Annotated in this window: 20 protein-coding genes; 15 read left to right on the top strand and 5 right to left on the bottom strand. The window is 51.8% G+C overall.

Annotated elements, in window-relative coordinates:
• Nucleotides 1-5 precede the first annotated feature (5 nt).
• Nucleotides 6-1034 (bottom strand): multidrug transporter subunit MdtN, encoded by a 1029-nt coding sequence (gene mdtN, locus C5523_RS11910; RefSeq protein ID WP_108701165.1) that lies wholly within the window; start codon nt 1032-1034, stop codon nt 6-8.
• A gap of 6 nt (nt 1035-1040) precedes the next feature.
• A complete protein-coding gene (locus C5523_RS11915; protein ID WP_041851459.1) occupies nt 1041-1313 on the bottom strand; it encodes a YtcA family lipoprotein in 273 nt (90 codons plus the stop codon).
• A gap of 256 nt (nt 1314-1569) precedes the next feature.
• Here C5523_RS11915 and C5523_RS11920 point away from each other — a divergent pair, with 256 nt between their 5' ends.
• The 9 genes from C5523_RS11920 (at nt 1570) to C5523_RS11960 (ending at nt 9908) form a co-directional block, all read left to right on the top strand.
• Nucleotides 1570-2490, top strand: a complete 921-nt coding sequence (locus C5523_RS11920) for an alpha/beta hydrolase (RefSeq protein WP_223878780.1) — start codon at nt 1570-1572, stop codon at nt 2488-2490.
• Between the two features lie 42 nt (nt 2491-2532).
• On the top strand, nt 2533-2742 hold the full coding sequence (locus C5523_RS11925) for a DUF6434 domain-containing protein (RefSeq protein WP_108701167.1): 210 nt from the start codon (nt 2533-2535) through the stop codon (nt 2740-2742).
• A 384-nt stretch (nt 2743-3126) separates the two neighbouring features.
• The gene (locus tag C5523_RS11930) at nt 3127-4551 is read left to right on the top strand and encodes a hypothetical protein (RefSeq protein ID WP_108701168.1); all 1425 of its coding nucleotides are present in this window, start codon (nt 3127-3129) and stop codon (nt 4549-4551) included.
• Between the two features lies 1 nt (nt 4552).
• Nucleotides 4553-5290 (top strand): ankyrin repeat domain-containing protein, encoded by a 738-nt coding sequence (locus C5523_RS11935; protein ID WP_108701169.1) that lies wholly within the window; start codon nt 4553-4555, stop codon nt 5288-5290.
• Nucleotides 5291-5487: 197 nt separating this feature from the next.
• Nucleotides 5488-5697: a DUF6434 domain-containing protein gene (locus C5523_RS11940; protein ID WP_041851457.1), complete on the top strand. Its 210-nt coding sequence runs from the start codon at nt 5488-5490 to the stop codon at nt 5695-5697.
• A gap of 76 nt (nt 5698-5773) precedes the next feature.
• On the top strand, nt 5774-6511 hold the full coding sequence (locus tag C5523_RS11945; RefSeq protein WP_041851456.1) for an ankyrin repeat domain-containing protein: 738 nt from the start codon (nt 5774-5776) through the stop codon (nt 6509-6511).
• A gap of 667 nt (nt 6512-7178) precedes the next feature.
• Complete coding sequence (locus C5523_RS11950; protein WP_108701170.1) at nt 7179-8198, top strand: iron-containing redox enzyme family protein; 1020 nt, start codon at nt 7179-7181, stop codon at nt 8196-8198.
• 60 nt (nt 8199-8258) lie between these two features.
• Nucleotides 8259-9182 carry a DMT family transporter gene (locus C5523_RS11955; RefSeq protein ID WP_108701171.1) on the top strand — a complete coding sequence of 308 codons (924 nt, stop codon included), beginning with the start codon at nt 8259-8261 and terminating at the stop codon, nt 9180-9182.
• Between the two features lie 189 nt (nt 9183-9371).
• On the top strand, nt 9372-9908 hold the full coding sequence (locus C5523_RS11960; protein WP_108701172.1) for a GNAT family N-acetyltransferase: 537 nt from the start codon (nt 9372-9374) through the stop codon (nt 9906-9908).
• Between the two features lie 159 nt (nt 9909-10067).
• On the opposite strand, the gene galK is transcribed toward C5523_RS11960, so the two are convergent.
• The 3 genes from galK to C5523_RS11975 all read right to left on the bottom strand — a co-directional run bounded on the left by galK (nt 10068) and on the right by C5523_RS11975 (nt 13440).
• The gene (gene galK / locus C5523_RS11965; protein WP_108701173.1) at nt 10068-11216 is read right to left on the bottom strand and encodes a galactokinase; all 1149 of its coding nucleotides are present in this window, start codon (nt 11214-11216) and stop codon (nt 10068-10070) included.
• Between the two features lie 2 nt (nt 11217-11218).
• Nucleotides 11219-12265: a galactose-1-phosphate uridylyltransferase gene (galT, locus tag C5523_RS11970; RefSeq protein ID WP_108701174.1), complete on the bottom strand. Its 1047-nt coding sequence runs from the start codon at nt 12263-12265 to the stop codon at nt 11219-11221.
• A 65-nt stretch (nt 12266-12330) separates the two neighbouring features.
• On the bottom strand, nt 12331-13440 hold the full coding sequence (locus C5523_RS11975; protein WP_079498140.1) for an ABC transporter ATP-binding protein: 1110 nt from the start codon (nt 13438-13440) through the stop codon (nt 12331-12333).
• A 353-nt stretch (nt 13441-13793) separates the two neighbouring features.
• On the opposite strand from C5523_RS11975, the gene C5523_RS11980 reads away from it, so the two are divergent.
• The 6 genes from C5523_RS11980 to C5523_RS12005 all read left to right on the top strand — a co-directional run bounded on the left by C5523_RS11980 (nt 13794) and on the right by C5523_RS12005 (nt 20936).
• Nucleotides 13794-15029, top strand: coding sequence for an extracellular solute-binding protein (locus C5523_RS11980; protein ID WP_039078787.1), 1236 nt, complete (start codon nt 13794-13796; stop codon nt 15027-15029).
• A 56-nt stretch (nt 15030-15085) separates the two neighbouring features.
• Nucleotides 15086-16393: a carbohydrate ABC transporter permease gene (locus tag C5523_RS11985; protein WP_039078788.1), complete on the top strand. Its 1308-nt coding sequence runs from the start codon at nt 15086-15088 to the stop codon at nt 16391-16393.
• A gap of 10 nt (nt 16394-16403) precedes the next feature.
• Entirely contained in the window at nt 16404-17255 is an 852-nt protein-coding gene (locus tag C5523_RS11990; RefSeq protein ID WP_039078789.1) for a sugar ABC transporter permease, read from the top strand.
• A 4-nt stretch (nt 17256-17259) separates the two neighbouring features.
• The gene (locus C5523_RS11995; protein ID WP_108701175.1) at nt 17260-18459 is read left to right on the top strand and encodes an arabinogalactan endo-beta-1,4-galactanase; all 1200 of its coding nucleotides are present in this window, start codon (nt 17260-17262) and stop codon (nt 18457-18459) included.
• Nucleotides 18460-18490: 31 nt separating this feature from the next.
• On the top strand, nt 18491-20548 hold the full coding sequence (locus tag C5523_RS12000; protein ID WP_107224139.1) for a beta-galactosidase: 2058 nt from the start codon (nt 18491-18493) through the stop codon (nt 20546-20548).
• A gap of 67 nt (nt 20549-20615) precedes the next feature.
• Nucleotides 20616-20936, top strand: coding sequence for a glucose PTS transporter subunit EIIB (locus C5523_RS12005; RefSeq protein ID WP_108701176.1), 321 nt, complete (start codon nt 20616-20618; stop codon nt 20934-20936).
• Nucleotides 20937-21055 lie beyond the last annotated feature (119 nt).

A 21055-nucleotide genomic window follows, 5' to 3' on the forward strand; every position in this document is an offset into this window, starting at 1 on the left:
TCTCCTTATTGCGGCTGGAGAACGGCGCTGGCGGAAGCGCCCATGCGAAACAGGTGCGGATCGGGGTCTTTGACGGCGATTTTAACCGGGAAGCGCTGGGAGACGTGGACCCAGTTGATACTTTTCTGAATGACCGGCAGGCCTTCAATGACGCTGCCGCCGTCGGGCAGAACGCCGGTGCCGACCGAGTCGACTACGCCCTCGAAGGTGCGGCCGTGGTTGGTCATGACGGTGATTCTGGCCGGAACGCCGGGCCGCACGTTCTGCAGGTCGGTTTCACGGAAGTTCGCCACCACGTACCAGTGGTCGTCATCCAGCAGGGTAAAGACCGGCTTAAGGGCCGAGGCGTACTGGCCGATCGTCGTCTTCAGCGCCACCACCACGCCGTTAAACGGCGCGCGCACTTCGGTAAATTCGAGATGCAGCTCGGCCAGCGCAATTTGCGCCAGGATCCCCGCGCGCTGCGCCACCATGGCATCAACGCCGGTCACGGCCGCGGAAGCCTGTTTCGCCTGCAGCAGGGTGGCCTCCAGTTCGGCGCGCGCCGCTTTTTCGGCCGTTCGCGCCTGATCCAGATCTTCTTGTGAGGCAAACCCCTGTGGTACCAGCGGCTCAAGGCGTATGCGTGAAGAGGTGGTCTGCTTAACCAGCGCTTTAGCGCGTTCAACGGCGGCGTTGACCGACTGCGCGTTGTACTCCTGCGCTTTGATCGTGCGCTGGGTCAGCATAATCTGCGCATCAAGCGTGGTCAGCCGCGCTTTGGCATCATCAAGCATCGCCTGGTAGGGACGCGGGTCGATGCGGAACAGCAGATCGCCTTTTTTTACCCGCTGATTGTCGCGAATCGGCATTTCGACGATCCGCCCGCTCACTTCCGGCACCACGTCGATGGTGTCGGCATAAACGTAGGCATCGTTGGTTTCCGGCGAGGTTTGTAGCTGCCAGATAACCAGAATCAGCGCCACGATCGCGGCGAGAACGAGCGCCAGCAGGGGCCATTTTTTGCGGATAACGCTTGAGCGGGATTGGGTCATAGGGATCTAGTTTACGAAGAACAGGAACCACAGAATCGTGGCGAACAGGAACATCAGCGCCAGATAGCTGAAGACCAGTGGAGAAAATCGCGATTGCCATCCTTGACGCACAATCAGGATATGGCAGGGAATAAGTAACAGCGCGGCGCCTAATAAGCAGAAGAACCAGCCGGGAAATGCTGCGCCTAAAACCGGAATCGCCGGGGATAATGAGCAGCCGGAGAGCGTAAATAGCGAAAATAAGAGCGCAGGGCACGCCAGCTTAACAATGCGATTCAAGACGAAATACCTGAGTGCTCGGATTAAGGTGAAATGAGTTTAATCTCCTTGATTGTGAAAGAAAAGAAACTCATCAGGTATCTCAAACAGAACGTCTCTTTTCCTCTGGTTACATTGTTTTGTGATCATCTTGCATCACCACAAATATAAAAGTAAAACTATATGGATTGTCTGCATTTTAATTCCTATATTCAAAGGATTACAAAAAATGCCGTTGGTATTTTTTACACCCTAACTTTATATGACTCACCTGGCTATGCATAACACCATATATGAAACATTGCTGGAAGCACCCGGCCCGCAAGGCTCTCTCAAAGGCACCTTGCTTAGCCCCTGTCCGAAGCCAGAACAGGTCATTCTGATTATTCCCGGTTCAGGGCCGACGGACCGCGATGGTAATAATCCGCTTGGGGTTAATGCGTCAACGTATCGGCTTCTGGCTGAAAATCTGGCATTGAAAGGTATCGCAACGTTGCGGGTGGATAAGCGTGGAATGTTTGCCAGTTCAGCGGCGATAACGGACGCCAATGCTGTGACAATCAGTGATTATGTAGAAGACGTACGTTCCTGGATAACGGTATTGCAACAGCGTCTGGAAAACCCCTGTATCTGGCTTCTCGGGCACAGTGAGGGGGGGATCGTGGCATTGGCGGCGGCGCAGGAACCTGATGTCTATGGTTTAATGCTGGTCGCAACACCTTCGCGCCCGCTGGGGGATGTGTTAAGAGAACAGCTTAAAGCCAATCCGCAAAATGCAATTCTGCTGGACGATGCGTTTTTTGTTATTAACGAACTGGAGCAGGGTAGACATGTTAATGTTCAGAACAGGCATCCTGCTGTGCAACATTTATTTTATCCGGCAGTGCAGGGGTTTCTTATAGACATTTTTTACTTTAATCCAGTTCATTTGATCGCGCGTATTACTAAACCTGTACTGGTATTACAGGGGCAACGCGATCTCCAGGTAACGGAATATGATGCCAGACAGTTTAAGGCAGCCAACCCGAAAGCAACCCTTGTTCTTTTACCGGATGTAAACCATGTTCTTAAAGCGGTGAATTCTGATGACAGGGAAGAGAATCATGCGGCTTATACAAACGCATCGCTTCCCCTGGCGGCCGGGGTGGTTGAGGCCATTGCGCAGTTTCTGACGCAGAACGGTAACCCCAAAAGCTAAGTTGCCACTCTTTAATTAATAGACAATCCGGGAGTTGGGACGTTGAAAATTGACTGGCATAGCGCATTGCTCACCCGTTCCACAGCCATAGATAAACACTACAAAAACACGCAAAACGTTCGTCGTTTCATGATGGAACAATGCGGGGAAAACTTCCGTTTCGACCGTGATTTCATGGCCTGGATCCGCAATGATATCCCCAAAAATCTGGGCGATGTGGTCGATGAGTGGAAACGCAGACAAGGTTTATAAAAGAAAATTTTTTATTCGCCTCAAGCAGACAGACTAGAGAATTGTCAGGTCTGTTATGAACGTCTATGGAGGGCGGGGGCGAAGACTCAGCGCCTCCCATGTCGACCAATTTCCCAATAAAACTTACAGGACAATAGCTGAATTAGTTGATTTTATTGCCGTTTATTATTGCGTCGATGTCTTGTGAACATAACCACTGGTCCTGGCAGGCGACTTCAGGCACCTGTACTTTAAATAACTGGAAGAGTTTATATACTTCTGTATTGAACCGGGCTAGAAATTGCGAGCCAGCAGGCTTCATGCCCACCCGCTAAGCAATCCTTTTTGTTAAGGATAACAAATGCATACCAGTAAATGGAATGATGTGTTCCAGGAGTCAATATCATGACAAGTTACATGGCATTGACTTACATTTTCGAGGAAAAAGTTGCTCCATGGCGCTTTCCCTTCATCGTCCATCCTGACCTTGCCGTGCAAAGAATCAGAACGATGCCCCCCTCTTCGCTGAACTCGATGTTAAGTCGTCAGGATAAATTTCAGTCACAAAGTGGAGCAAATCCTTATCAGGCTGGTCGGGACATCCGTACTGTTGCCACAGTGGAGCTTGAGCGTGGCATTATGGTGGCTATTGATGATCGCTTTGGTTTGTGGTCGCCCGCGGTCGCTCTGTTCTTCATTGATAATGAGGGATGCCTTCAACTTCATGCTACGACGCTGCCTGATGCCTATCCGGTTAGCTCTATCATCCGTCGATATGAAGAAATGGTCAGCACATTCGGTAATCGTCCCGCGCCAACAGACATTCCTCTAAGTCAACGTCAACTTAGGCGTGCTGATTCAGCTATGCGAGGTGAAGAACCCAGTGCTGGCGGTGGCCGTAGTAGTCGAATAAATGAGCCTGACCGCCCACTCACAAAAGCTGAACGTTGGCAGGCGAGAAAAAATCTCATCAGTAAAGGCCAGCGTAGTGTGTATCCTGATGCGCAGACCGCCGCTAACCGGCTTGCTGAGAATAATATCGCAGTCGAAAAAGCAAAACTCGCTCAGAATGTCTATGGCCGTGCCGGGCAACCGATAAATGCGCTTGAAACGATGCCGGATGTGCCTGAAGGGTGGATTGATATCAGTAATGATGAGCAAGCGCTATCCTCGCTGGGATTGAAACGCGAGATGTTATTTGACCAGCCGGTTGACCCCAATTTTTTTAGCCGTGTTTATGCCCCTGACAAATATGTCTTCGGGAATGATATGAACCCAACGGTTGTTTTTCGGGGGACACGGCCGGAGGTACTGCAAGACTGGGACAATAACATCAGCCAGGGCGGGGGATTCGGCTCATCCTATTATGAAAAAGCCGTAAATATTGGTAATAACATCGCTCGAACTGGCAGCAAAATTGACATCGTTGGTCATTCACTCGGTGGAGGCCTTGCATCGGCGGCTGGAATGGCAAGTGGCGAAGCAACCTGGACATTCAACGCCGCAGGACTGAACAGTGGTACGGTTACAAAATATGGTGGTCAGCTTATTGGAGATGGCTCTGCGATAACAGCTTACAGAGTCAATGGCGAGGTACTGACTAAGCTTCAGGAAGTGAGTATTACAGACCTGACGGATGCGAATTTTGATATGTCTCTTTTTGCAGCGAAAGTGGGTATCTCAAATATGCTCCCTAATGCCATAGGTAAAACCGTCGGACTTGCTGGCGGTACCGGAAGCATGATGGACAAGCACAGCATGACGCAGGTTATTGACTGTATAGAAGCACAGAAGGATGAGGACATTGGAATCATTAAAAGCAGGGTGTAGCGTGGAAAAAATCGCATCCGCGATAGTTTTTTCTTTTCTGTTTGTTCTTTTATCGGCGTGCAATGATATGAAAAAGATAGAACCTGAAAAATATTTCACCGGTCCTCAGCTTGTTCTGGCTAAGGCTATCCAGGCGGCAGATAGTGAATCTGTTATCCGTCTGTCAAAAACAACCGATCTGAACACACCGGGAAACGAGCATTTTACACTGCTGCTTTTTGCTCTGAATGAGGTTATGTATAACGGCAATCCTCAAAAAAGGTTAGATATTGTCACGGAACTTGTACGCGCAGGTGCGGATCCCCAACAAGCACAACCGAATGCACGCGGCACACCGGCTCAAATGATGGCAATGGGTGATAAAGATATATGGCTTAAAGCGCTTCTCGACGGCGGACTTGATCCTAATTCCCGGGATAAATTACTCAATGTTCCTCTTATCTTTTCAGCGCTAAGTGCAAAAAATACAGCCACGCTTGCGCTTTTGATTGAACGGGGAGCCGATATAAATACGCGGGATACCCTGGGTGAGACGCCACTTGTTGACGCTTTTTTCCGCACTGATTTTGATAAGGTCTATTTCTTACTTGAGCATGGTGCGAACCCTAATCCAGTAAATAAGCAAGGCCGTTCTTTCAGTCAGATGCTGGACAGGAACCTTCAACAGGTTAAGCAAGGTACTGAGTACTATGATCATGTGGTGAAATTAAAAGAAAAAATAGACAGCATGTCTCAATGATCTGTTGGCAAGGGGTGATACTCGATTGCCCGCACCATAATTCGGCGCAGCCATCGACTGCGATAATCCGGTGTCACATCTCCGCTTCTCCAGGCGGCCGGGGTGGTTGAGGCCATTGTGCAGTTTCTGACGCATAATAGTAACCCAAAAGCTAAGCTGCCATTTTTTAATTAATAGACAATCCGGGAGTTGGGACGTTGAAAATTGACTGGCATAGCGCATTGCTCACCCGTTCCACAGCCATAGATAAACACTACAAAAACACGCAAAACGTTCGTCGTTTCATGATGGAACAATGCGGGGAAAACTTCCGTTTCGACCGTGATTTCATGGCCTGGATCCGCAATGATATCCCCAAAAATCTGGGCGATGTGATCGACGAGTGGAAACGCAGACAAGGTTTATAAAAGAAAATTTTGTATTCGCTTGAGGCAGACAGACTGGAGAATTGTCAGGTCTGTTATGAGCATAGTAGGGGTTAGCATGAAAAAACGTGTATCCGTAATTATGCTTTCTTTTCTGTGTGTGCTGTTATCGGCGTGCAATGATATGAAAAAAATAGAACCGGAAAAATATTTTACGGGTTCGCAACTGGTTTTGGCTAAGGCTATCCAGGCGGCAGATCGTGAGGCCATTCTCCATCTGGCGAAAAATACTGATCTTAATAGCCCGGGAGCCGAGGAGCTGACACTTTTATTTTTCGCAATGAATGAGTCTTTTTACAATAATAACCCTCCTGAGCGATTGCAGATCATAACGGATTTGGTTCGCGCGGGAGCAGATCCTCTACAGCCGCAAATGAATATGCCGGGTAGCCCTGCTGAAATTACCGCAAAAGCTGACAAGGACATCTGGCTGAAGGCGATGCTCGATGGTGGGCTGGATCCTAACGCCAGGGATAAGGTGTATCATGAGGCCCTTATTTTCTCGGCAATTAAATCAACAAATAATTCACCTCTGGCGCTGCTAATCAAGCGGGGAGCCGATATCAATACACGAGACTCCTTAGGCCAAACGCCACTTGTCGAGGCTTTTTTTAGATCCGAATTTGAGAAGGTTTTTTTTCTGCTGGACAACGGTGCTGATCCCAACCCGGTGAATAAGCAGGGTCGCTCCTTCAGGCAGATGGTCGATTTTGAACTTCAGAGGGTTAAGAAAGGCGGTGAGTATTACGATAATTTATTGAGATTAAAAGAAAAGCTTAACAGCATGTCTCAATGATATATTGGAAAGCGTGATGTGAGGCGGTATAAGGCTCTGGAACTTAAAGGACAGAGCCTGCGCCACATGCACTCAGGCCGTGTCCGGGAAATGCCAGTTAAGGGATAATGAGCGCGGCTCTGAATTGTCTGAACAAATTGAAGAACATGGTTCGTTTCAGGTGATAGAACAGTTACTTTCGCAGATGACAGAAATTTGCTGATGGCCGCTAAACCTGGCTTCTGCTTCATTCCGTACAGAAGAAATTTTATATCCACTTTGGCGCGAAGCGGCCAGAATAGAGTGATGTGCTGGAAATCATCTGTCTATTTAGTATAGTCGTTCTGTTACGATCAGAATTGAATAACGTAGTACTGATATTGTTATTTTTCCATTAATTATAATCAAAATTTGGTACATCAAATTGGGAAGTTCCCTTCGAACTTTACGCGGTTATTTTATTCTGCCTTTAGCGATAAATTATAAGCATCATAAAACAATGGCTCTGCCATCTGTTGACAAGAATATTATTATTCGCTGAATGTTTCATGAAAAACAATACCAGGTAAGCGGCAACCTAAAAGGCTTTTATTGTTAAAATATATGCTTTTTTAATGTGATCTGTGTCACAAAATTCATTTCGCTGATAACCACAAAATTAGTGCGCCTAATAACAAAGGAAATCAGCATGTTTAATATCCGTAGGATCGAACCGGCTTTTAAAGAAGATATGTATGGTTTCACGCAGAGCCTGCTCAGCTATATCAATGGTGAAACGAATAAAACACCAGATAGCGAAAAACTGCGTGACATAACGCACCGGGCCTATCATCAGGGCGCAGTTGCGGATCAGAAAATTGCCCAGCATGCCCTTTTTATTATTTACCAGAGTGTTCTGGCTCATCCGCTCTCTGCCCCTGCATCCCGGCAGTACGACCCGGCGTTGCTGGAAATTAAAAAAATCATCGAGAATGAATGGCTGGAACATGAGTTCGGGCAACTTTCTCTACCCGAAGAGGTGAATTCAGCCCCGAGTTACGGTGATTTTTTAAAAACGGTGTGGCATGCACATAATGCTTCGCATCACCCTCTGTTTGAGTTCCTGGAAAAGGATGCTTCAACGGCGCAACTCTATTATTTCTTCAAAAGCGACAGCGCACTTAATCTGATTTTCTTTGATCTGGTTGCCTATACGCTGATTGGCTCCCAGCCGGAAACCCGCGGTACTATCAGTGAAAACCTTTGGGATGAAATAGGGCATGGTGACAATGTGTTTACGCACGTCAATCTCTATAAAGATGTGCTGGCGCGGCAGGACATAAAACTGCCAGAAAACCATTATATCGACATGTACGGGGCAGAAGCACTGGCCGGACACAATGCCTTCATGATCGGTTCTGTTAACCGCAGCCACTATTACAAACTGCTTGGGGTAATGGCTATGACGGAGGTGCTGGATCCGCCCCAGTATGAAAAACTGGTAAATGGATGTCTGCGTCTGGGCCTTATCGATCGTGATGTGAAATATTATACGGAACATATCACCATTGATATCAAACACGGGGATGACTGGCTTTATAACGTCATTGATGTGATTGCCGGGAAGTACCCTGAGACCCGCCGGGAGTTCTATCTCGGCAGTTTACTGAGGCTGCGGACCGCGGAGCGCTATTACGATCAACTGATGCAGAAATTGATGCAACTCTGATGATGATACCGGCCCGGAGGGAGCTCCGGGTTTTTAATTATGCTGAACAGGAGTGGATGTGTGGCTTACTTACTGCTGGCGCTGGCCGCTATTTTCTGGGGTGGGAACTATGTCGTGGGGCATATACTGGTTCAGTACGTTGACCCCTACGGGCTGAGTCTGATCCGCTGGGGAGGGACAACCCTGCTGATGCTTTCTTTTTACTGGAAGCGATTCTGCGTCGATTTCGCCTCGATGCGAAAGCATATTCGCATAAACATTCTCCTCTCTTTCCTGGGGCAGGTCTGTTTCCCGCTCAGTTTATACATAGGCCTTCAGTACACCACTTCCCTTAACGCAGCTATCTATATTTCCAGCACACCCTGCCTCGTTCTGCTTATTAACCATTTTCTTTTCCGCGAATACATTTCAGCGCGCAATATTGCGGGTGTCGTGGCCAGTACGGTGGGGGTGCTGTACCTCGCATTTTCCAGTGCCAGCGGTAACGGGAGGATGCAGGCTTTTGGTCTGGGAGATGTGCTGACCATTATTTCCGCGTTGAGCTGGGCGTTTTACTGCGCATTTCTGCGTTTTAAAGACACCACGGTAACAAATACATCCTTTGTCGCTTTCAGTTCCCTGTTGGGGACTTTAATACTCGTACCGATGTTTATTATCCATGCCGCGTTTGCAGAGGCGTATCGGGGCGTTATTTATAGTGTGTCACCCTCTGTTATCATCGGTATCCTTTATCTGATTATCTTCCCTTCATGGCTGTCATATGTGTTCTGGAATAAAGGCGTATCGCTGATTGGTACTACCCGAAGTGAGATTTACACCCATCTTATCCCTGTCTCCGGCGGTATTATGGGCGTCGTATTTCTGGGCAATGAACTACACACCTATCACATCGTCACCCTGGTTCTGATTGTCTCCGGTATCGTCTGCTGTTCGTCCCGACATTCCGTCAATAACCGCCCCGAACAACAGAGTGAGCGCTCATAAGATTGCAGCGCCACAGATACGCCGGGTACGCCTGGCACGCAGCAGACAGGCCGGAGCGCGGTCTGGTCTGCTATGCGCGAATTGCTAACATATCCAATCCGCATCAATGCGATAACGTCAAAGCAAAAGTGTGCTTAAATCAGAGATCCCTAAGTCAGAGTACTCGCAATGACATCTCAGGAGTCTAATGTGCATGTTGAAACATCCCGCTTATCCCTTCGTCCAGTCCTGGCATCAGATGTCGCCGATCTGTTCAGGATTTATGGTGATCCGGCGACGAACACATTTAACCCCGCCGGGCCATACCCGGACATTGATTATGCAAAAGCGGTGCTCGTTCGCTGGCTCGACCATTGGCACACTCACGGGGTCGGAAACTGGGCAATATCACTGCGCGATCGTCCTGAAACAATCATTGGTTTTGGCGGGCTGAGCATTCGAAGTTACAACGATATTATGATTAATAACCTTGGCTATCGATTTTCAACTGACGCATGGGGAAAGGGTTTGGCCACAGAATTTGCAACCTATGCGCTGAGATATGGATTTGAAAATATCGCGTTTACCGAGATTTCCGCTGTCGTAAGACAAAACCATCTGGCGTCGCGCAAGGTGCTCGAGAAAGCAGGGCTACGCTATATCAAAGACATTAATGATGTTAACGATGCGCCGCCAAGCCTTCTGTTTTCACTCACCGTGGATGAATGGCTGAGTAATTCAAAATAGTCTGGATTAACGCCTGATCTGAGTGTGACGCGGGGGCCGACGCCGTCTGAGGAATGCCTTCCGGGAACATTTCCCGAAAGGCTGCATAGATGATGATTGCATATCTCCCTGAATACGCTTGTACGTATCAAAAGATACCAATCCTTTCGCTGCGCGTTTTTAAGCCAGTCCCGCGCCCGCCAAAGGCTTACAGACATAGACGGTTTCTTTAATGCCGGTTTTAGCTTCGTACTGTGCCGCAACGGCCTCTTTCACCGCAGGCACCAGCGCTTCCGGCACCAGCGCGACCACGCAGCCGCCAAATCCGCCGCCGGTCATGCGCACGCCGCCTTTATCGCCGATGGTGTTTTTCACGATCTCCACCAGGGTGTCGATGTGCGGTACGGTGATTTCGAAATCATCACGCATGGAGGCATGGGATTCCGCCATCAGAACGCCCATACGCTGCAGGTCGCCTTTTTCCAGCGCGCTGGCGGCTTCCACGGTACGCGCATTCTCGGTCAGCACATGGCGGACGCGGCGGGCAACCACCGGATCCAGTTCGTGCGCGACGGCGTTGAACTGATCGATATTCACGTCACGCAGCGCTTTTTGCTGGAAGAAACGCGCGCCCGTTTCGCACTGCTCGCGACGGGTGTTGTACTCGCTGCCCACCAGGGTGCGTTTAAAGTTACTGTTAATGATGACGATGGAGACGCCCTCCGGCATGGAGACCGCCCTGCTGCCCAGCGAGCGGCAGTCGATCAGCAGCGCGCTGCCTTTTTTACCCAGCGCCGAGATAAGCTGGTCCATAATGCCGCAGTTACAGCCGACAAACTGGTTTTCCGCTTCCTGGCCGTTCAGGGCGATTTGCGTGCCGTCCAGCGGCAGGTGGTACAACTGCTGGAACACGGTGCCGACCGCCACTTCCAGCGAGGCGGACGAGCTCAGGCCCGCGCCCTGCGGCACGTTACCGCTGATCACCAGATCCGCGCCGCCAAAGCTGTTGTCACGCTTTTGCAGATGTTTCACCACGCCACGCACATAGTCTGACCACTGCTGTGAAGGGTGGGTCACAATGGGGGCATCGAGTGAGAATTCATCCTGCTGGTTGTCGTAATCGGCGGCAATAACGCGCACGGTACGATCCTGACGCGGTGAACAACTGATCACGGTCTGGTAATCGATGGCACAGGGCAGCACAAACCCGTCGTTATAATCGGTATGTTCACCGATCAGGTTTACGCGCCCCGGCGCCTGGATGGTATGGGTGGCAGGGTAGCCAAATTTTTCAGCAAACAGGGACTGTGTTTTCTCTTTCAGACTCATGGTTAAACTCCGGATTCGCGGAAATGAATATCGCTGACCGCGCGCAGACGTTCGGCCGCCTGCTCTGCCGTCAGGTCACGCTGCGTCTCAGCCAGCATTTCATAACCGACCATAAACTTACGTACCGTGGCGGAGCGTAATAACGGCGGGTAAAAATGCGCGTGCAACTGCCAGTGGCTCTGATCCTGCTGGGTGAAGGGCGCCCCGTGCCAGCCCATCGAGTAGGGGAAGGAGCACTGAAACAGGTTGTCGTAGCGGCTGGTCAGTTGCTTAAGGGCCAGGGCCAGGTCGCCACGCTGCGCGTCGGTTAAGTCGGTGATCCGCAGGATATGCGCTTTGGGTAACAGCAGCGTTTCAAACGGCCAGGCCGCCCAGTAGGGCACCACGGCCAGCCAGTGTTCGGTTTCAACGACGGTGCGGCTGCCGTCCTGGCGCTCGCGTTCAGCGTAATCCACCAGCATGGGGGAGCCGTACTGGCGGAAATAGGCGTTCTGCAGACGGTCTTCGCGTTCGGCTTCATTGGGCAGAAAGCTGTTGGCCCACACCTGACCATGCGGGTGCGGGTTCGAGCAGCCCATTGCCGCGCCTTTGTTCTCAAAAACCTGAACCCACGGGTAAGTGCGGCCCAGATCGGCGGTCTGTTCCTGCCAGGTTTTCACCACCGCTTCCAGCGCGCTCAGGCTCAGTTCCGGCAGGGTTTTGCTGTGATCCGGCGAGAAGCAGATAACGCGGCTGGTGCCGCGCGCGCTCTGGCTGCGCATCAGCGGATCGCTGCTTTGCGGCGCATCCGGCGTGTCGGTCATCAGTGCCGCAAAGTCATTGGTGAAGACATAGGTGCCGGGGTAATCGGGGTTTTTATCGCCGGTGACGCGCGTGTTCCCCGGACATAAAAAGCAGTCGGGATCGTGGGCCGGCAGGGTCTGTTTCGCCGGGGTTTCCTGAGCCCCCTGCCAGGGGCGTTTGGCGCGGTGCGGCGACACCAGAACCCATTGATCGGTCAGCGGGTTGTAACGGCGATGCGGATGATCGACCGGATTAAATTGCATCATGATTTACCTTGTTTAAAAGCCCCCTCAGATGAGGGGTAACCGGCTGTGCGGATGTTGCCGTGTGTTTATTCATGGTTTGGCAGGGCAATATCTTTGCTGACACGCAGTCCGTCATTGTCAAAAATCATGCAGTGCTGGCTGTCAAACGCGAGTGTGATTTTTTGCCATGGGCGGAAGTGCACATCGCCGGGAAGAAGGATTTTAATGTTGTCGTGACCATAGCACTGGCCGAAGAGATAGGTATTGTTGCCAAGTCGCTCCACCACTTCGCACTGGAACTCCAGTTGCGTGCCGCGCGTGACATCCGTAGAGAGATGTTCCGGGCGGATCCCCAGCGTGACTTCCGCGCCAGGTTCAAGAGGCGACGTAGTGATTGCCAGCGTTAATGTGTGCCCCTGAGCGAGCGTTACCGTCAACTCACCCGGTTGCCACGCTTGTACTGTCGAAGGCAGGAAATTCATTTTCGGCGAGCCGATAAACCCGGCGACAAAGCGGTTTTTCGGGTTGTAATAGAGCGCCATTGGCGAGCCCATCTGCTCAATATTGCCGTAATTCATCACCACGATTTTATCGGCCAGCGTCATCGCTTCTACCTGATCGTGGGTGACATACACCATGGTGGTTTTCAGCTCCTGGTGCAGGCGTGCGATATGCAGACGCATCTCGACGCGCAGTTCGGCATCGAGGTTAGAAAGCGGTTCATCAAACATAAACACGCGCGGGTTGCGCACAATCGCGCGACCAATAGCCACACGCTGGCGTTGACCGCCGGAGAGCTGTTTCGGTTTTCTGTCCAGCAGATGGCTGAGCTGTAAGGTTGTGGCGACCATCTCCACCTGACGGCGAATTTCCTCCTTCGGGACTTTATTGACCTTCAGGCCGTAACCCATGTTTTCCGCCACGGTCATATGTGGATAGAGCGCGTAAGACTGGAACACCATCGACACGCCGCGATGGGCGGGGGCGACATCGTTCATCACCTCGTCGCCAATCAGGACTTCCCCTTCGCTGACCTCTTCCAGGCCAGCAATCATGCGCAGCATGGTCGATTTCCCGCAGCCGGAAGGGCCGACAAACACGGCAAACTCACCGTCTTCAATCGACAGATTCACATTGTTCAGCGTCACCGTGTCGCCAAAGCGCTTGGTGACATTCCTCAGTCGTATATTGGACATCAACGTTCCCCGAAATTAGTAGCCGTTATGTGCAGCGATAAGCGCGTTGTCGGATGCTTTTGTTTTACGTATAACAATCAGGCGACAGGCTTGCTCAACCGCGAAAATTCATGCTCAGACTATAACTTCCAGTGTTTTAGCGCCCTATATCGAATTTCCATTTCTGTTGTGTCTGTCACACAACTGACAGTTAATTCTCGTTTTGTTAGCCACTCAAGCGTAACGTATAACAAATCGAATTGAGCGCATGAATACGTTTTAACCCCAGTGATATCAGGTGATTTTAACGTTGTCTCATCGGATGTCGCACCATGAAAACCACTAAAATGTTATACCTTGACATGAGGGTGATAATGAAAAAGAGAACACTTACCGCACTGATCCTCTCTGCACTGGCTGCCGGCCAGCTTATTAGCCTGTCGGCGCATGCGGCAACAAAGCAGCTTAACGTCTGGGAAGACATTAAAAAGTCCGTTGGTATCCAGGACGCCGTCAAAGACTTTGAGCAAAAGTACGACGTTAAAGTGAATGTTCAGGAGATGCCCTACGCGCAGCAACTGGAAAAATTACGCCTGGATGGCCCGGCAGGCATCGGGCCGGATGTGCTGGTCATCCCCAATGATCAATTGGGTGGCGCGGTTGTGCAAGGGCTGCTGGCCCCCCTGAATCTGGACAAAGAAAAGGTTGACGCCTTTACCCCGGCTTCCATCAACGCCTTCCGTCTGGACAACACGCTGTACGGCGTGCCGAAAGCGGTCGAAACGCTGGTGCTGATTTACAACAAAGACCTCATCGACAAACCGCTGCAAAGCCTGCCGGAGTGGCTCGACTACTCGAAGAAACAGCGTGAGCAGAACAAATACGGTCTGTTGGCCAAGTTTGACCAAATCTATTACAGCTGGGGCGCTATCGGTCCGATGGGCGGCTACCTGTTCGGGAAAAACGACAAGGGCGGCTTCAACCCGAAAGATATCGGTCTGAATAAACCCGGCGCGGTGGAAGCGGTCACCTTCCTGAAAAAATTCTACAGCGAGGGGGTCTTCCCGTCGGGGATCCTCGGTGATAACGGGCTGAACGCCATTGATTCACTGTTTACCGAGAAAAAAGCCGCGGCGGTGATTAACGGCCCGTGGGCTTTCCAGCCGTATGAGGCCGCTGGCGTTAACTACGGCGTGGTGCCTCTGCCAAATCTGCCGGATGGCAAACCCATGAGCTCCTTCCTGGGCGTGAAAGGCTATGTGGTCTCCACCTGGAGCAAAGATAAGCAACTGGCGCAGCAATTTCTCGAATTTATCAACCAGCCGCAGTACGTGAAAACGCGCTATATCGCTACCCGCGAGATCCCGGCGCAGAAAGCGATGATTGACGATCCGATGATCAAAAACGACGAGAAAGCCAGTGCGGTCGCGGTGCAGGCCGCGCGCGCAACGGCCATGCCGGGCATTCCGGAGATGGGCGAAGTCTGGGGGCCGGCAAACGCGGCGCTGGAGCTGAGCCTGACCGGCAAGCAGGAGCCGCAGGCCGCGCTCGATGCCGCCACCAAACAGATCCATATGCAAGTTGAAGCCATGCAGGCCAGTAACCAGTAACCGCTTGTTGTAGCAGAACGGGAGGGCAACCTCCCGTTGTCGAAAAGGAGTCGTACGTGATTATCAGTCCCAGCGAGAATTTTGCCAAAACGCAAGGTGCAGGCCGTCATGCATGGTGCGGGCTGCTGCTGGCCATCGTGCCGGGCTTTGGTCAGTTCTATCACCGTCAGTGGCTAAAAGGCCTTATCTTCCTTGTACTGTTGAGCAGTTTTACCGGCATTTTCTATGATTTTCTACGCGAAGGACTCTGGGGGTTATACACCCTTGGCGAAGAGGTGCCGCGTGATAACTCCATCTTTTTACTGGCGGAAGGGATCATCAGTCTGTTGATCATCGCCTTTGGCGTGATGGTCTGGTATCTGTCGCTGCGCGATGCATGGATTAACGGTAAAAAGCGCGATGAAGGTAAGCCGCTTAACAGCGTGCGCAAGCAGTATCAAATGCTGCTCAGCGATGGGTTTCCCTATCTGATGATCACCCCCGGCTTTATTCTGCTGGTGTTTGTGGTGATTTTCCCGATCCTGTTCGGCTTCTCCATTGCCTTTACCAATTACAACCTCTACCACACGCCGCCCGCCAAACTGGTGGACTGGGTGGGATTAAAGAATTTCGTCAATATCTTTACCCTCTCGATCTGGCGCTCGACGTTTCTTGATGTGCTGCAGTGGACGGTGGTCTGGACGCTGCTGGCAACCACTCTGCAATGCACCGTTGGCGTACTGCTGGCGATTCTGGTCAATCAGAAAGATCTGCGGTTTAAGCCCTTGGTACGCACCATTTTTATTCTGCCGTGGGCGGTGCCGGGCTTCGTCACCATTCTGGTCTTTGCCGGGATGTTTAACGACTCCTTTGGCGTGATTAACAACGCTATTCTGGCTTTCTTTGGTATTGCGCCGAAAGCGTGGCTTACCGATCCCTTCTGGACGAAAACAGCGCTGATCATGATGCAAACCTGGCTCGGTTTTCCGTTTGTCTTTGCCATGACCACCGGGGTATTGCAGGCCATTCCTGACGATCTGTACGAGGCGGCGAAGATGGACGGTGCCAGCACCTGGACCCGGTTACGCACGATTACGCTGCCGCTGGTGCTCTATTCGATCGCGCCAATCATCATCACCCAGTACACCTTTAACTTTAATAATTTCAACATTATCTACCTGTTTAACAACGGCGGCCCGGCGGTGGCAGGGGCGAACGCCGGGGGCACCGATATCCTGGTGTCGTGGATCTACAAGCTGACGATGTCCTCATCGCAGTATGCGATTGCCGCGACCATCACCATTTTGCTGTCGATTTTTGTTGTCGGCCTGGCGTTGTGGCAGTTCCGTGCCACCAAATCCTTTAAAAACGACGACATGGCATAAGGGAAGAAAAATGGCTAAATCACAAAGTATCCGCCGCGAAAAGTGGATCCGCCTGTCGCTCTCCTGGCTGGTTATCGTGCTGGTATCGCTTGTCATTATCTATCCGCTGGTGTGGACGGTCGGTGCCTCGCTGAACGCCGGTAACAGCCTGCTCAGCACATCGATAATCCCGGAGAACCTCTCGTTCCAGCACTATGCCGATCTGTTTAACGGCCAGGTGAACTACCTGACCTGGTACTGGAATTCAATGAAGATCAGCCTGCTGACCATGATATTGACCTTAATCAGCGTCAGCTTTACCGCGTACGCCTTCTCGCGCTTCCGTTTTAAAGGGCGGCAGAATGGCCTGATGCTGTTTTTGCTGTTGCAGATGATCCCGCAGTTCTCTGCGCTCATCGCCATCTTCGTGCTGTCGCAACTGCTGGGGCTGATTAACAGTCATATGGCGCTGGTGCTGATCTACGTTGCCGGGATGATCCCGATGAATACTTATCTGATGAAGGGGTATCTCGATGCCATTCCGCGCGATCTGGACGAATCGGCCCGCATGGACGGTGCCAGCAACTTCCGCATCTTTATCGAGATAATCATGCCGCTGTCAAAGCCGATTGTGGCGGTCGTGGCGCTGTTCTCCTTCACCGGTCCGCTGGGGGATTTCATTCTCTCCAGCACCATTTTACGCACCCCGGACAAATACACGCTGCCGATTGGTCTGTACAACCTGGTGGCACAAAAAATGGGTGCCAGTTACACCACCTACGCGGCGGGCGCGGTATTGATCGCCGTGCCGGTGGCCATTCTCTACCTTGCCTTACAAAAATACTTCGTCTCCGGCCTGACCTCCGGCAGCACTAAAGGATAACCACATGAAAAGATTTACACCCGCTCTGCTTGCTGTTTGTCTCTGTAGTTTGTCCGCCAGTTCGTTTGCCGCCGACGCGTTAAAGACGCGCCCGTTCAGCGGCATGCCAGCCGACTTTATTAAAGGGGCGGATATCTCAACGCTGCTGGATGCCGAAAAGCACGGGGCGAAGTTTTATAACGACAAGAATCAGCCGCAGGATGCGCTCGCTATCCTGAAAGCCAATGGCGTGAACTATGTGCGCCTGCGTTTATGGGTCGATCCGAAGGACGCTAAAGGCCAGGCATATGGCGGGGGCGATAACGATTTGGCGACCACGCTCGCGCTGGCAAAACGCGCGAAAGCGCAGGGCATGAAGTTGCTGCTCGATTTCCACTACAGTGATTTCTGGACCGATCCGGGCAAACAGTTCAAACCGAAAGCCTGGGACAAAATGGATTATCCGCAGCTAAAAACCGCGATCCATGACTATACCCGCGACACCATTGCCCGCTTTAAACAGGAGGGTGTACTGCCGGATATGGTGCAAATCGGCAATGAAATTAACTCCGGTATCCTCTGGCCGGAAGGCAAAAGCTGGGGGCAGGGCGGCGGTGAGTTTGACCGGCTGGCGGGGCTGCTCAATTCCGCCATTGACGGGCTCAAGGAGAATTTGAAAAACGGCGAACAGGTGAAGATTATGCTGCACCTGGCCGAAGGCACCAAAAACGATACCTTCCGCTGGTGGTTTGATGAAATCACGAAACGCAATGTGCCGTTCGATGTGATTGGCCTGTCGATGTACACCTACTGGAACGGACCGATCAGCGCGTTGCAGGCCAATATGGATGACATCAGCAAACGCTACAACAAAGATGTGATTGTGGTGGAAGCGGCTTACGCCTATACGCTGGCCAACTGCGATAACGCCGAAAATAGCTTCCAGGAAAAAGAAGAGAAAGCGGGCGGCTACCCCGGCACCGTGCAGGGGCAGTATGACTATATCCACGATTTAATGCAGTCGGTTATCAATGTTCAGGGCCATCGCGGCAAGGGTATTTTTTATTGGGAGCCGACCTGGATTGCGGTCCCCGGAAATACCTGGGCGACGCAGGCGGGAATGAACTATATCAACGACAAATGGAAAGAGGGGAATGCGCGGGAAAACCAGGCATTGTTTGATTGTCAGGGAAAAGTGCTGCCTTCGATAAAAGTATTTAATTAACGCTGGTGTTGTAAATTTCAGGATCTTTAATATGAATAAATTTGCGCCTTTAAGCCCGAAGGTTGTCTCGCTATTGCATGGCGCGGACTATAACCCGGAGCAATGGGAGAATTACCCCGGTATTATCGATGACGATATTGCCATGATGAAACAAGCAAAATGCAATGTCATGTCGGTCGGGATATTTAGCTGGTCAAAACTGGAACCTCGGGAAGGGGAATTTAATTTCGGCTGGCTGGATTCGGTTATTGAGAAGTTATATGCGGCGGGAATTCATATTTTCCTCGCCACACCGAGCGGTGCCCGGCCTGCCTGGATGTCGCAGAAATACCCGGAAGTGCTGCGTGTCGGGCGCGATCGCGTCCCGGCACTGCACGGCGGGCGGCATAATCACTGCATGACCTCGCCGGTCTACCGGGAGAAAACGCTCAAAATCAATACGCTGCTAGCAGAGCGCTATGCGCAGCATCCGGCGGTACTCGGCTGGCATATTTCCAACGAGTACGGTGGTGAATGTCACTGTGATTTGTGCCAGCAAAAGTTCCGTGACTGGCTGAAAGCCCGTTACCAGACGCTGGAGAACCTTAACCACGCCTGGTGGAGCGATTTCTGGAGCCACACCTATTCGGACTGGTCGCAAATTCAGTCGCCGTCGCCGCAGGGCGAAGTGTCGATCCATGGGCTGAATCTGGACTGGCGACGTTTTAACACCGCGCAGGTCACTGATTTCTGCCGCCATGAAATTGCCCCGTTGAAAGCGGCGAATGCGCAGCTTCCGGTGACCACCAACTTTATGGAGTATTTCTACGATTACGACTACTGGCAGCTTGCGCCAGCGATCGATTTTATCTCCTGGGACAGCTACCCCATGTGGCACCGGGACAAAGATGAGACGCAGCTCGCCTGCTACACCGCGATGTACCACGACATGATGCGCTCGCTAAAAGGAGGCAAGCCGTTTGTGTTGATGGAGTCAACGCCGAGCGTCACCAACTGGCAGCCAACCAGCAAAGTGAAAAAGCCGGGGATGCATATCTTGTCCTCGTTGCAGGCGGTGGCCCACGGCGCGGATTCGGTGCAGTACTTCCAGTGGCGTAAAAGCCGCGGTTCGGTAGAGAAGTTCCACGGTGCGATTATCGATCATGTTGGTCATCTTGATACCCGTGTCGGGCGTGAAGTGTGCGCGCTGGGCGACATGCTTGAAAAACTCACCCCGGTGATGGGATGTCGCACCGATGCGCGTGTGGCGGTCATCTTTGACCAGCAAAACCGCTGGGCGCTGGACGATGCTGAGGGGCCGCGCAATAAAGGCATGGAGTATGAAAAAACAGTAAATGAACACTACCGCCCGTTCTGGGAAAAAGGCATTGCGGTAGATGTCATTAACGCCGATGCGGATCTCAGCCGTTATCAACTGGTGATCGCGCCCATGCTTTACATGGTTCGTGAGGGGTTTGCGCAGCGCGCCGAAGCATTTGTCGCGGCGGGCGGGCATCTGGTTACCTCTTACTGGACCGGCGTGGTGAACGAGAGCGACCTCTGTTATCTCGGTGGTTTCCCAGGCCCGCTGCGCAAATTGATTGGCGTCTGGGCCGAGGAGATCGACTGCCTGGACGACAATGAGCGCAATCTGGTGCAGGGGCTGGCAGGGAACGATGCGGGATTACAGGGGCCGTATCAGGTGCGCCATCTGTGTGAACTGATACATGCCGAGAGCGCCAAACCGCTGGCTACTTATCGGGATGACTTCTATGCCGGCCGCCCGGCGGTGACGGTCAATCAGTTCGGCAAGGGTAAAGCATGGCACGTTGCTTCACGCAACGACCTGGCGTTCCAGCGCGATTTCTTTGCCAGCCTTATTGATGAACTGGCCTTGCCGCGTGCCGTTGAGCAGGATTTCCCGCCTGGGGTGGTGGCAACGGCGCGTACCGACGGGGAAAGCACGTTTGTCTTTATTCAGAACTTTAGCGCCCAGCAGCAGACGATCACCCTGCCGCAGGGCTATCAGGATTGCCTGTCCGCCGCGTCGGTCAGTGGTTCGCTGGTGCTGACGCCGTGGGATTGCCGTGTTGTTCGCCGTCAGGCGTAATGTCTGACTTATACGCCTGCCCATTCGGGCAGGCTTTTTTTTATCTGTTGAAAATCAGGAGTCGATGATGGTGAGTCTTAAATCTTTCCTGCACTACTTCTCTGAACCGAAAAATACCGCGGCAGTGCCCATCAGCGAAGCTGAGCTGCAATTGATCCAGCGGCTGGCAAAGGCATTTGGCGGTGCGGAGAACATTGAGACCGTGGATGCCTGTCTGACCCGTTTACGGGTGACGATGAAAGATCTGTCCGTTGTGGATCCGCAAGCGCTGCAACATGAAGGGGCGCTGGGGGTGATTATTCTCGGTCAGCAGGTGCATGCGATATTTGGCAAACAGTCAGATGCGCTGCGCAAATTACTGGATGAACATTTCTTTTCCCGCACATAAATAAAAAGGGATACCCGTGAGGGTATCCCGAAATACAAAAAAGAAAAGCAAAGGCAATATAAATACTGTCAGGTAATAACCCGCCAGTTCTCGGAGATAAATAACGAGGGTAATGCATT

This window comes from Phytobacter sp. SCO41 (assembly GCF_003073275.1).
Classification (GTDB): Bacteria; Pseudomonadota; Gammaproteobacteria; order Enterobacterales; family Enterobacteriaceae; genus Phytobacter; species Phytobacter diazotrophicus.

Coding starts and splice junctions, on each gene's coding strand:
- mdtN (WP_108701165.1), bottom strand. CDS start 1,034: ATGACCCAATCCCGCTCAAGCGTTATCCGCAAAAAATGGCCCCTGCTG.
- C5523_RS11920 (WP_223878780.1), top strand. CDS start 1,570: ATGCATAACACCATATATGAAACATTGCTGGAAGCACCCGGCCCGCAA.
- C5523_RS11930 (WP_108701168.1), top strand. CDS start 3,127: ATGACAAGTTACATGGCATTGACTTACATTTTCGAGGAAAAAGTTGCT.
- C5523_RS11945 (WP_041851456.1), top strand. CDS start 5,774: ATGAAAAAACGTGTATCCGTAATTATGCTTTCTTTTCTGTGTGTGCTG.
- C5523_RS11950 (WP_108701170.1), top strand. CDS start 7,179: ATGTTTAATATCCGTAGGATCGAACCGGCTTTTAAAGAAGATATGTAT.
- galK (WP_108701173.1), bottom strand. CDS start 11,216: ATGAGTCTGAAAGAGAAAACACAGTCCCTGTTTGCTGAAAAATTTGGC.
- galT (WP_108701174.1), bottom strand. CDS start 12,265: ATGATGCAATTTAATCCGGTCGATCATCCGCATCGCCGTTACAACCCG.
- C5523_RS11975 (WP_079498140.1), bottom strand. CDS start 13,440: ATGTCCAATATACGACTGAGGAATGTCACCAAGCGCTTTGGCGACACG.
- C5523_RS11980 (WP_039078787.1), top strand. CDS start 13,794: ATGAAAAAGAGAACACTTACCGCACTGATCCTCTCTGCACTGGCTGCC.
- C5523_RS11990 (WP_039078789.1), top strand. CDS start 16,404: ATGGCTAAATCACAAAGTATCCGCCGCGAAAAGTGGATCCGCCTGTCG.
- C5523_RS11995 (WP_108701175.1), top strand. CDS start 17,260: ATGAAAAGATTTACACCCGCTCTGCTTGCTGTTTGTCTCTGTAGTTTG.
- C5523_RS12000 (WP_107224139.1), top strand. CDS start 18,491: ATGAATAAATTTGCGCCTTTAAGCCCGAAGGTTGTCTCGCTATTGCAT.
- C5523_RS12005 (WP_108701176.1), top strand. CDS start 20,616: ATGGTGAGTCTTAAATCTTTCCTGCACTACTTCTCTGAACCGAAAAAT.